Origin of the sequence: Hyphomicrobium denitrificans 1NES1, assembly GCF_000230975.2 — a bacterium.
In the GTDB taxonomy this organism is placed as follows: domain Bacteria; phylum Pseudomonadota; class Alphaproteobacteria; order Rhizobiales; family Hyphomicrobiaceae; genus Hyphomicrobium_B; species Hyphomicrobium_B denitrificans_A.
Genome location: NC_021172.1, coordinates 2,086,716 through 2,099,072, shown reverse-complemented (window position 1 = coordinate 2,099,072; position 12,357 = coordinate 2,086,716). Strand labels below are relative to the sequence as shown.

The following is a 12,357-nucleotide window of genomic DNA, read 5'->3' as shown; positions in this document are numbered from 1 at the left end:
TCACGTATCGAGCGGCCGGATGGGCGTGAGCTTGCGGCGGCCCATCTTGCCACCGAATAACGTTGAATGCGGCGGTCCGAAATCGCAGCCGTTGCCGAAGGTGAAGCCGCACGAGCCTTTCAGACCATAGGCATCCTCGGCCTGCTCGCGATGGCTCGTCGGGATTACGAAGCGATCTTCGTAGTTGGCGATCGAGAGATAGCGGTGCATCTCCTCAACCTGAGCCACGGAAAGTCCTGCTTGATCGAGAACCGCCTGCCCATCGCCCGCGCCGAGTTGGCGCTGTCGGAAATAGACGCGCATCGCGAGCATGCGCTCGAGCGCGGCAATGATCGGCTCCTCCGCGCCGGCGGTCAGCAGGTTGGCGAGATAACGGACGGGAATGCGCAACGATCGAACGTCCGGAATCTCGCCGTTTGCCTCGATCGCACCAGCGTTGGCGTGCGATTGGATCGGTGAGAGCGGCGGCACATACCAGACCATCGGGAGCGTGCGGTACTCAGGGTGCAGCGGGAAAGCAATCTTCCAGTCGACGGCCATCTTGTAGGCTGGCGACCGCTTCGCCGCCTCGAGCCACGCGTCCGGAACGCCATCGGCGCGCGCTTTAGCCACAACCTCCGGATCATAGGGGTCGAGGAACAGTTTAAGCTGCGCCTCATAGAGATCCTGCTCGTCTCCGACGGAAGCCGCACGCTCGATGCCGTCAGCGTCGTAGAGCAGCACGCCGAGATAGCGGATGCGTCCGACGCAGGTTTCCGAGCAAACCGTAGGCTGGCCAGACTCGATGCGGGGATAGCAAAAGATGCACTTTTCGGCCTTTCCCGAGGTCCAATTGTAATAGATTTTTTTGTAGGGGCAGCCTGAGACGCACATGCGCCATCCGCGGCACTTGTCCTGATCAATAAGGACAATGCCGTCCTCCTCGCGCTTGTAAATCGAACCGGAGGGGCAGGAGGCAACGCAGCTCGGATTGAGGCAGTGTTCGCACAGCCGCGGCAGGTACATCATGAAGGTATTTTCGAACTGACCGTAAATGTCCTTCTGCACTGCCTCGAAATTGTAGTCCTGCGAGCGCTTGTCGAACTCGCCGCCTAGAATTTCCTCCCAGTTCGGTCCCCATTCGATCTTTTCCATCGGCTGGCCGGTAATGAGCGACAGCGGCCGCGCCACGGGTGAGGTCGGCAGCTCGGGCGCCTTCTGAAGATGCTCGTAATCGAAGGTAAAGGGTTCGTAATAGTCGTCAATCTCAGGCAGGTTAGGGTTGGCGAAGATTTTGGAGAGGATCGACAGGCGTCCCCCCTGTTTGGGTGCGATCTTGCCGTTCTTCTTTCGCTCCCAACCACCTTGCCAGCGCTTCTGGTTCTCCCAGTCTTTGGGATAGCCGATGCCGGGTTTGGTCTCGACGTTGTTGAACCAAGCGTATTCCATCCCCTGCCGTGAGGTCCAAACGTTCTTGCAGGTGATCGAGCAGGTATGGCAGCCGATGCACTTGTCGAGGTTCAGCACCATCGCGATTTGCGCACGTATTTTCATGATGCGGCCTCCTCGGCAATCGGATCGACAGGATTGGAACGGTCAAGCCATTCGACCTTGGCAAGCTTGCGGAGTACCACGAACTCGTCGCGGTTCGAACCGACCGTCCCGTAATAATTGAAGCCATAGGAAAGTTGCGCATAGCCGCCGACCATGTGCGTTGGCTTCAGAACGGTACGGGTGACCGAGTTATGGATGCCGCCGCGCTGGCCGGTGATCTGTGAGCCGGGCACGTTTACGATCTTTTCCTGCGCGTGATACATCAGACACATGCCTTCGTTCACCCGCTGGCTCACGACGGCGCGCGCTGTGATCGCCCCATTCAGATTGAAGAGCTCGATCCAGTCGTTGTCGACGATGCCCGCTGCTTTTGCGTCGATCTCCGAAATCCACACGATCGGACCGCCGCGCGACAGCGTCAGCATGATGAGGTTATCAGTGTAGGTCGAGTGGATGCCCCATTTCTGATGCGGGGTAATGAAGTTGAGCACGATCTCTTTTTCGCCGTTTCGCTTCTTGCCGAGCATGGCTGCGGTGGTGCGGGTGTCGATAGGCGGCCGGTAAACCGCGAAACTCTCGCCGAAGTCGCGGAACCATTGATGATCCTGATAGAACTGCTGTCGGCCGGTCAGCGTGCGCCACGGGATCAGCTCATTCACATTGGTGTAGCCGGCCGTGTAGCTGACATGCTCGCTCTCGATGCCGGACCAGGTAGGCGATGAGATGATCTTGCGCGGTTGCGCCTGCAGATCGCGGAAGCGGATCTTTTCATCCTCGCGCGTCTCAGCAAGATGGGTGTGGTCGCGCCCCGTTGCTTTGCCGAGTGCGGCCCATGCCTTCACCGCAACTTCGCCGTTGGTTTCGGGCGCGAGATAGAGGATCGTTTCCGCTGCGTCGATGTCGGTTTCTATGCGCGGCCGACCGTGTGTCGGCCCGCCGTCATTGACCCGATAGTTGAGCGCGCCGAGACCTTTCACCTCCACATCGGTATTCCAGGAGATGCCCTTGCCGCCGTTGCCGAGCTTGTCTGCAAGCGGACCGAGTGCGGTGAAGCGGCGGTAGGTGTTCGGGTAGTCGCGCTCGACCACCGTAATCTGCGGTGCGGTGACGCCCGGCACGAGGTCGCATTCGCCCTTCTTCCAGTCCTTGACGTCGAATGGCTGAGCGATCTCCGCCGGCGTGTCGTGCTGGATTGGCGTCAGCACGACATCGCGTTCGACGCCGAGGTGATCCGCCGCGAGTTCCGAAAAGCGCTTTGCGATCGTCTTGTAGGTTTCCCAATCGCTGCGCGATTCCCAGACGGGATCCACCGCCGCCGACAGCGGATGGATGAAGGGATGCATGTCGGAAGTGTTGAGATCGTTCTTCTCGTACCAGGTCGCGGTCGGCAGCACGATGTCGGAATAGAGACAGCTCGTCGACATGCGGAAGTCGAGTGTGACCACAAGATCGAGCTTGCCCTCCGGTACCGGATCGCGCCAAACCACGTCCTTGGGTTTCTGCCCGCCCATCTCGCCGAGATCCTTGCCCTGCAGACCATGACGCGTACCGAGGAAGTGGCGCAGGAAATACTCATGGCCCTTGCCGGAGGATCCAAACAGGTTTGAGCGCCAGATGAACAGGTTGCGCGGGAAGTTCGTCGGGTTGTCGGGATCTTCGCACGACATCGCGATCTTACCCGATTTGAGCCCCGCGATAACGTGATCTTTCACGGCGACGCCCGAGCGCTCCGCCTCGGCTGCGAGCGTCAGTGGATTGACGGCAAGCTGCGGCGCCGACGGCAACCAGCCCATACGCTCGGCCTGCGCATTCAGGTCGATGATGCTGCCGCGATAGGCTGCCGGATCGGCAAGCGGCGACAACAGCTCGTCGACGTTGAGCTTCTCGTAACGCCACTGATCACTGTGCGCGTAGAAAAACGAAGTGCCGTTCATGTGCCGCGGTGGGCGCACCCAGTCGAGGGCAAAGGCGAGCATCGTCCAGCCGGTCTGCGGCCTCAGCTTTTCCTGGCCGACGTAATGCGCCCAGCCGCCGCCCGACACACCCACGGTGCCGCACATCATCAGGAAGTTGATGATGCTGCGATAGCCCATGTCCTGGTGGTACCAGTGATTCATGCCGGCGCCGATGATCACCATCGAGCGGCCCTTGGTCTTCTCGGCGTTCTCGGCAAAGCCGCGCGCGACAGCAATGGCCTTATCGGCAGGGACGCCGGTAATCGACTCCTGCCAGGCGGGCGTGTAGGGCACGTTGTCGTCGAAGCTTTTGGCGCACGCGCCGCCGAGACCGCGGTCGAGACCGTAGTTGGCGCACATAAGGTCAAACACGGTCGCAACGTAAGATTCGCCGTCCGCCAACGCGATGCGGCGTACCGGCACTTTGCGTGTGAGAACGTCGCCGCCCTGATCGTTCTGCGGGAAATGATCGTGAAGTGTTCCGCCGAAATAGGGGAATGCGACCGACAGCACATCATCGCGCCTGTCAATGAGGCTGAGCGCCAAACGGGCTTCCTTGCCCGTCTCGCCGTCCTTCTCTTCGAGATTCCAACGTCCCGCGCGTTCATCTTCAGCCGGCCAGCGATAGCCTACTGAACCTTGCGGCACGATCAGGTCGCCGCTTTCCTCAGCTGTGGCAACGGTCTTCCAGTCGGCGCGCGGCGAGGTCGATGCGCCCGGCAAGTCGCTCTGCCGAAGATAGCGGTCGGGCACGAAGCGTTCGCCGTCTTTGCGGAGCTTGACGAGCATCGGCATATCTGTGAGGCGGCGGCAATAATCTTCGAAGTAGGGCGTCTTGCGATCGAGGAAGAATTCCTTGAGGACGACGTGGCCCATCGCCATCGCGAGCGCGGCGTCTGTGCCTTGCTTCGGATGAAGCCAAAGATCGGAAAGTTTGGCGACTTCCGCATAGTCCGGAGTGACCGCGACGACCTTGGTGCCGTTGTAACGCGCTTCAACGAAGAAATGTGCGTCCGGCGTGCGCGTCTGCGGGACGTTTGAACCCCAGGCAATGATGTAGCCGGAATTGTACCAGTCCGCCGATTCCGGCACATCTGTCTGCTCGCCCCAAGTTTGCGGACTCGATGGCGGCAGGTCGCAATACCAATCGTAAAACGACAGAAGCGTGCCGCCGATCAAACTGAGATAACGCGCGCCCGAGGCATAGGATACCATCGACATGGCAGGGATAGGCGAGAAGCCGACGACGCGGTCCGGCCCCCATGTCTTGATCGTGTGGACGTTGGCTGCCGCAATGATCTCGGCCACTTCCTCCCAGGTCGAACGCACGAAGCCGCCGCGCCCGCGCATTTCCTTGTAGGATTTTGCGATCTTTTCGTTGCCGACGATCGATGCCCAAGCTTGGACGGGTGGGAGCGTCCTGCGTGCCTCGCGCCAAGCCTTTGCGAGGCGGCCACGCACCATCGGATACTTGAGGCGGCTGGCGCTATAGAGATACCAGCTGTAGGAGGCGCCTCGCGGGCAGCCGCGCGGCTCATGGTTGGGCATACCGGGACGAGTGCGCGGATAGTCGGTTTGCTGCGTCTCCCAGGTGACGACGCCGCTCTTGACGTAGATCTTCCACGAGCACGAGCCGGTGCAGTTGACGCCGTGGGTGGAGCGCACAATCTTGTCGTGTTGCCAGCGCTGCCGGTAGCCTTCCTCCCACATGCGGTCTTCGTCGCGAAGTTCTCCATGACCATCCGCGAAAGGTTCGCGGCGACGGGAGAGATAGGTGAGGCGTTCTAGAAAATGGCTCATGTAGCCACTCCTTTTCCTAATTCTATCGCGGCATTTCCGGGGTGAGCAATTCAATTCCCATTGTCTCGCCCATCACGGGGGTACGCCGGACTTCGGTCAGATAATTGAGGATCAGCGACACCCAGACGATGCCGTAAAGCAGCATGAAACAGCTGGAATTGACACCGAGCCGGTCGAGGATGGCGCCGAACATGATGGGCAAGAGAAAACCGCCGAGGCCACCGACCATGCCGACAATGCCCGAGACTGCGCCCATGTTGTCCGGAAAGTCGTCGCCGATGTATTTGAAGGTCGACGCCATGCCAAGGGCGAAAGCCACGCCGAGGATGAAGAGCAGTGCAGTGAACAGCCAACTCGGCAGCGCGATCGAGAATCCTGCCGGGCCGTGGATCGTGTGTACGATCAGGTCAGTCCTCGGATAGGAGAGGATGAACAGGCAGACCCACGCTACCCACAAAACCCACCAGGTCACGGCATGGGCTCCGAAGCGATCCGACAGCCAGCCGCCGAGCGCCCGGAATACGCCGGCAGGGAGCGCGAAGCAGGCGGCGAGCAGCGCGGCTTGCGCAATCGAAAGCTCATATTCGGACTTGAAATACTGCGGCATCCAGACCGACAGTGCCGTGAACCCCCCAAACACGATCGAGTAGTATTGGCAGTATTTCCAGACGCGCGGGTCGCGGAGAACGCTCAGTTGCTTCACCATGGAAGGCGCCGCTGCAGTGCGGGCCGGGTCCGGCGCGGAAAATATCCAGAATATCACAGCTGTGACAATCAAGACCACCGCGTAGACCTTTGGCACCATCTGCCAGCCATAAGCAGTGATGAGGGAGGGGGCGACGAACATGTTGAGCGCGGCCCCGATCGTGCCGGCGCCAAAGAAGCCCATTGCGAAGCCGCGCTGTTCTTTCGAGAAAAAACGCGCGACGTAAGGCGTTCCAACCGAGAACGCGGCGCCTACGAGCCCGAGTGCAAGCCCTAGAAGCAGGAATTGCCAGAGTGTCGTCGCATAGGCCGAAATCCAAACCGGAACGGCGCAGCCAATCAGCAGAGCGAACATAATACGCCGTCCGCCCAAGCGATCGGTCCAGATGCCGAGCGGCAGCCGGAAAATTGCGCCGGAGAGAACCGGCGTCGCCGTGAGAATGCCGAACTCGGTCGAATCAAGGCCGAGTTGCGTGCGGATAGGGATGCCCGTCACCCCGAACATCATCCAGACTGCGAAACATGCCGTGAAGGCCCATGTAGTAACGAACAACACCGAGATGCGTCGAGAACTGGACACTTGCATTGACGATCACCAATCGATTGGCTCACTCGCGCTATCGTTTTCGATCTATCGTGATACGTTATATTTGGTCTTGATCTTAGACAAAAGACGGCTTGATGAAATTACTAGGAAAACGTTTGCGGGGGTATGAGAAAGTATAGGCCTGCGCTTGCAGAAAGCTAGGTCATGCGCATTTTTTCAGCACGATGGATGCGTCATAGAAGTCGCGCAGCTCCTCGATTGAAAACATGCCGCTATCAACATGAAATCAAGCGCAATCGAACGAATGGGAAGGGAAGCGAGAACGCATTCGGCATCGCCTGGCATGCACGCGTCATCGTCGAGATGTGAGTCGAAATCGGCGCTTGCTGCGGAGCTCCGGCTCGCAAGGAAATGGGGGGGCGCGACGCTTCGCAGCAGTCGCTAACTTAAAGTGGAGACGCCGTCGGATGAGGTTGGGCTCGAAGATGAATCGAGCCGTAGACGTTCTCGCCGTCAGGCCGTGATGGAACCAAACCTCCCGTTGTTCCGTTAATCGGAATCAATGTTCGTGGAGGGCATCCAATGATGATGCGTGATGGCGACCCGCGGATTACAGGCCCCAATAACGAATGGCGGCGCCTGCCGCTGGCTGCGGCAGCCGCGGCTATTCTGGCACTGTTGGCAATGGGTTATGACTTCGGCAACCAGCCGAGCCACTCTGAAAAGTATGGGACGGTGACGCAAACCGAAGCGGAGGACGGCGTCGTGCCAAGCCTCGCACCGGATGCAGGCATTGAGAAGTCTGGAACGTCGGAAACATCCGAAACGTCATCGTCGCCTTGATGGGCGACGGCGGAGGCGCCGAGCCTGATAGCTGCATGGCACCGAGTTCCAACGGAGGATCAGTCTGGAATTTCGCTATCGGGCTGATTGAGAAAGATCAAAACGGCGAGCGCGGTTATGTAGAAGCGGAACGCCGCTTCCTGTCCATTCCAGACTTTCGATTCCCACATGGCGAACCATTCGCCGCCAACGACCGTGAATCCGAAGAACCAGATCAGAAAGGCAAGCGCGCCGCCCGCGACTGCGTAGCCTTTTTCGCGATTGAAGTCGGCGGCTGAAGCATTTCGCCAGCGTAAAAGCCTGATGCCGCCTGCCACGAACAGAAGACCCGCAAAACCTTCAGCCGCGATGATAGCGGCATAAGCCGCCTGCCACGCAAGCGGGTTCGTGATCGCGCGATATTTGAGACCGTTCTCCGGGAAGGTGGTGTCCATGCTGAGCACATGCTGTACGAACGTATAGTTCGTTCCGTAGTCGAAGACGTTGTCGAACGCGACCAGCAAACAGAAGAGCCCGAGGGCAAAACACATAACCACCTTGGTGAGGCGCGTGATCGGCATCGATTGGCTCCCGACATGCAAATAGGCAATTTTACCGACGGAAGTGATGCGGCCCGCCGGTTTGTGTTGATGAAGCGCCGGATTTGGCGGTAACGGATTTCAAGACTATATATCCGCTGCTAGCGTTGGCAGGGGAAGCCGCGATTCTTTTTGGGGGCCGGGGGGTGATGAAAGCGATTCTTGCCATTGCGGCGATACTGGCCTTCGCGCTTTCGGCGCATGCCCAGACGGTGCGGCGCCGTCCCGTCGCGCCTCCCAATCCGACAATTATCAGAAACCCGCCGAGCCTAAGCGCGCCGCAAGGCCCGGGTGTGCCGACGACAACGTCGACGACGTCGATGTACCCCAAGCCCATCAAGAAGGACTATAATCCGTTCTTCCGCAATCCGACGGTGAGAAACCCGAACCTCGTCCGCTGACGCTGCCAGCAGTGAGGACGAACGAAATCCAAGATTTAAGCACTCAGACAACAGGACCGGGCAGGGCTTTCTCTGCCGCTGCCTGCATCGCAGCTTCGTTCCGGCGCAGATAAAGAAAGATTGCGACAAGCGCCGCAACGGCAAGGGCAAAAGTGATCAATCCGACCGGCCCTCGTATCGCATGAATTCCTCGGCCAAGCGAATAGGCGGCAACGGCAACCACCGTCGCCCAGACGATGGCGCCTGCGGCATTCGCAACGAGGAACCGGGGCCATAGCATGCGGTTGGTGCCAGCAAGAAAGGCTGCCAGGAAACGCAGCACCGCAATGAAACGGCCGACGAAGACAACCTTGCCGCCGTAGCGCATGAAAAGATACTGGCCGAGCTTGATGCGCGCCGGAGTCACGCCGATTTTCGATCCGTAACGCTGCAGAAATCTCGTGCCGAGCTGGCGGCTGACGACATAGCCCAGGTTGTCGCCGATGATGGCGCCGAGCGCGGCGCTCAAGGTCACTAATGCCAGGCTGCCGCCATGGCTACCGGCGTAGCCCGCCCCAATGATCAGGATCGTCTCGCCGGGCAACGGAATGCCCATGCTTTCGAGGCCGACGAACAGCGCGATCGCCCAATAGCCGTAGTCGGCAATGAACTGATGAAGGTCGTGGTGCGAAAAAAGGGACATGCGGCTCCTTGGCGAGAACAACGCCACGGCGGATATCCAGGACGCATCCAGCCCACCACCGCGGAAATTTTTGCGCTCCGCGAGGGCCATTGCAAAGTAATTTTACGCCGCGAGCCACTCGCCTTTTTCGATCGACGCAAATTCGGTGCGGTACGCTAAGCGCGGCCGAGAACGACAATGACGACCGGCCTCATCCACGGCCGGCTCAGGCCGAAACGGGCGAGCTGCTGTCCTTCCCACGCCAGCGGGACACCCTGATCTTCAGCTTTTCGAGCAACAGATAGATGACCGGCGTCGTGTAGAGCGTCAGCGCCTGCGATACGACAAGACCGCCGATGATCGTGATGCCGAGAGGACGGCGGATATCGGAACCTGGGCCGATGGCGACGGCCAGCGGAACCGCGCCGAGCAGCGCGGCGAGCGTCGTCATCAGGATCGGCCTGAAGCGTTGCAGGCAGGCTTCATAGATCGACTCCTGCGACGACAATCCACGTTCGCGCTCAGCGCTGAGCGCGAAATCGACGAGCATGATGCCGTTTTTCTTGACGATGCCGATGAGCAAGATGACGCCGATCAGGGCGATCACCGAGAGATCCATGTTTGCCGTCTGCAGCGCGAGCAGAGCGCCAAGCCCTGCTGATGGCAGAGTGGAAATGATGGTCAGCGGATGCGCAAGGCTTTCGTAGAGCACGCCGAGCACGATGTAGATGGCGACGAGGGCGGCGACGATCAGCAGGGTTTGCATGCGGGCCTGCTCCGCGAAAGCCTTGGCGTCACCCGCAGGCTCGCCCCGGATCGTCTCGGGCATGTGCAATTCGCCAAGAGCTTTCTCGATACCGCGCAGGCTCGTGTCCATGCTGACGCCGGGCCGTAGGCTGTAGTTGATCGTAACGGACGGGAACGGGCCTTGGTGATTGATGACGAGCGGCGCGATATCCCGTTCGAGCTTCACGAGACTTGAAAGCGGAACGAGGGTGCCGTTGGCGCTCGGCACGTAGATGCGGTCGAGGTCGCGCGGATCGCGTTGGAGCTTTGGATCGACCTCGATGATGACCTTATACTGGTTGCGGTCGCCGTAGATCGTCGAAAACTGGCGCTGCGAGAAGGCGTTTGCGAGCGCCGTATCGATGTCGGCGATCGAGACGTCGAGCTTCGAGGCCGTGTCGCGATTAATGACGGCATTGAGCTGAAGGCCACCTTGTTCGCGATCGGAGCTGACGTCGACGACGCCCGGCACCGTGCGCACGGCTGCGACTGCTTTGGCGACCCAATCGTAAAGCTTATCGTCATAGGACCAAAGCGTGTACTGATAGTCGGCTTTTCCTTGGCGTGCGCCGGTACGGATATCTCGTGACGGCATCAGGCGCGTCGCCAATCCGACAATCTTGCCGAGTGGCTTGCGGAGCCGGTCGATCACCTCGGCCGTCGAGACATTGTCACGTTCGGCGAGAGGTTTGAGGCCGATGTACATGCGGCCCTGATTGAGCGTGGGGTTGAATCCGCTGCTGCCCATCGATGAGCCGACGCTCTGGACCGCCGGATCGGCGAGAACGATTTTCAACGCACGATCCTGGAGCTTGCTCATGTTCTCGAAGGAGGTGTCGGCATTGGCTTCGGTCGCGCCGATGATGAGACCCGTGTCGTCATCGGGCAGATAGCCCTTGGGCAGAACCTGATAGAAATGGATCGTCAGCGCGATGGTCGCGACGAACACGGTCAGCATGATCGCCTGATGGCGGAGCGCAATCCTGAGCGTGAACGCATAGGTGCGGACGATCAGCCCAAGGGCGCCTTCAAACAGCCGGTCGGCGAGATATTTACGGTGCTCCGCGCCGCTTTTGATGAAATGCGCGCAGATCATCGGCGTGGCCGTCAATGACACGATAGCCGAAATGACGATCGAAAACGTCAGCGTCATCGCGAACTCATGCAGCAACCGCCCGGCGATACCCGTCATGAACAGCACCGGAATGAACGCCGCAATCAGAGATACCGAAATCGAGATGACCGTGAAGCCGATCTGGCGCGCCCCTTCGAGCGCGGCCTGCATCGGCGTCATTCCGCGCTCCATGTTACGATAGACGTTTTCGATCATGACGATGGCGTCGTCGACGACGAAGCCGACTGCGACTGCGAACGCCATCAGTGTCAGATTGTTGATCGAATATCCGGCTGCCCACATCGCAGCGCACGTGCCGGCAAGCGACAGCGGTACGGTAATGCCTGCCGCAATCGTCGGCGTCGAGCGCCTCAGAAAAACAAAGACGACAGACATCACGAGCAGGATCGTAATGCCGAGCGTCAGCTGCATATCGTGCACGGACGCGCGAATAGTTCCGGTGCGATCCGATAAGACCGAAATATTGACACCTGCCGGAATCCATTGCTTGAGCTGAGGCAACAAAGCTTTGACACGATCGACCGTGTCGATGACGTTGGCTTCCGGCGTCTTGGTGATGATCAGGAGAACGGCGGGCTTGTTATTGAATCGTGCGGAAGACAGCCGGTTGCGCGTAGCAAGCATGACTTTGGCCACATCGCCCACACGCACGACATCGCCGTTCGGCTTATTCTTGACGACAATGTTTTTATATTCGTCCGGATCGAGAATCTGCGGATTGCTCGCGAGGATGATGCTTTGCGAACCGCCGTCGATCGAGCCGATGGGAGAAAGATCGTTCGCCGCTTCGACGGCTTGGCGGACCTGTTCGAAGCTGACGCCCATCGCGGCCGTCAATGCCGGATCGACCTGGATGCGAGTCGCCGGCTGATCGGCGCCGCTGACCGAAACATCCGCCACCCCGTCGACCTGTGAAATGCGCTGGCCGATGATGGTATCGGCGGTGTCATAGATGCCGCTCGTCGGCATCGTGTCGGACGTCAGCGCCAGGATCAGGATCGGTGCGCCCGACGGATTGTATTTCCTGAATGTCGGCACTTGTGGCAGGTCGCCCGGAAGATCGGCGGTCGCGGCGTTCAGCGCCGCCTGCACGTCGCGGCCCGCGCCGTCCGCGCTGCGGGATAGTTCGAACTGCATCGTGATGGCGGTCGTGCCGAGCGAGCTCCTCGATGTCATTTCGGTGACGCCGGCAATTTCACCCAGCCGTCGCTCGAGCGGCGCCGCGACGCTCGCGGCCATCGTCGCGGGATCGGCGCCGGGTCGCGTGACGTTGACCCGGATCGTTGGGAATTCCATCGACGGCATGCTGGCGACCGGCAGAAAGACGTATGCCATGGCGCCCGCGAGGAAGACGCCGACAGCGAGAAGCGCTGTCCCGATCGGCCGTTCGATAAAGATGCGCGAGACGTTCAT

General features: G+C 59.9%; 8 protein-coding genes. 2 read left to right on the top strand and 6 right to left on the bottom strand.

Translation table 11 applies throughout. The features are described from left to right. Genes narH through HYPDE_RS10040 form a run of 3 tightly spaced genes read right to left on the bottom strand, consistent with a single transcriptional unit; the run spans position 1 to position 6,549 of the window. Positions 1-1,533 carry a nitrate reductase subunit beta gene (narH, locus tag HYPDE_RS10050; RefSeq protein WP_015598331.1) on the bottom strand — a complete coding sequence of 511 codons (1,533 nt, stop codon included), beginning with the start codon at positions 1,531-1,533 and terminating at the stop codon, positions 1-3. After that, positions 1,530-5,288, bottom strand: a complete 3,759-nt coding sequence (locus HYPDE_RS10045) for a nitrate reductase subunit alpha (RefSeq protein ID WP_015598330.1) — start codon at positions 5,286-5,288, stop codon at positions 1,530-1,532. Before HYPDE_RS10045 ends, narH begins: the two co-directional genes overlap by 4 nt. 22 nt (positions 5,289-5,310) lie before the next feature. After that, entirely contained in the window at positions 5,311-6,549 is a 1,239-nt protein-coding gene (locus HYPDE_RS10040) for an MFS transporter (protein WP_244437595.1), read from the bottom strand. Positions 6,550-7,122: 573 nt separating this feature from the next. On the opposite strand from HYPDE_RS10040, the gene HYPDE_RS10035 reads away from it, so the two are divergent. Further along, the gene (locus HYPDE_RS10035; RefSeq protein ID WP_015598328.1) at positions 7,123-7,383 is read left to right on the top strand and encodes a hypothetical protein; all 261 of its coding nucleotides are present in this window, start codon (positions 7,123-7,125) and stop codon (positions 7,381-7,383) included. Between the two features lie 59 nt (positions 7,384-7,442). Here HYPDE_RS10035 and HYPDE_RS10030 read toward each other — a convergent pair whose 3' ends face one another. After that, positions 7,443-7,943 carry a DUF2165 family protein gene (locus HYPDE_RS10030; protein WP_015598327.1) on the bottom strand — a complete coding sequence of 167 codons (501 nt, stop codon included), beginning with the start codon at positions 7,941-7,943 and terminating at the stop codon, positions 7,443-7,445. Between the two features lie 167 nt (positions 7,944-8,110). Here HYPDE_RS10030 and HYPDE_RS10025 point away from each other — a divergent pair, with 167 nt between their 5' ends. Then, positions 8,111-8,362: a hypothetical protein gene (locus HYPDE_RS10025; RefSeq protein ID WP_244437593.1), complete on the top strand. Its 252-nt coding sequence runs from the start codon at positions 8,111-8,113 to the stop codon at positions 8,360-8,362. A gap of 43 nt (positions 8,363-8,405) precedes the next feature. On the opposite strand, the gene HYPDE_RS10020 is transcribed toward HYPDE_RS10025, so the two are convergent. Beyond that, a complete protein-coding gene (locus HYPDE_RS10020) occupies positions 8,406-9,044 on the bottom strand; it encodes a DedA family protein (protein WP_041321107.1) in 639 nt (212 codons plus the stop codon). A 205-nt stretch (positions 9,045-9,249) separates the two neighbouring features. Continuing rightward, complete coding sequence (locus tag HYPDE_RS10015; protein ID WP_041321106.1) at positions 9,250-12,357, bottom strand: efflux RND transporter permease subunit; 3,108 nt, start codon at positions 12,355-12,357, stop codon at positions 9,250-9,252.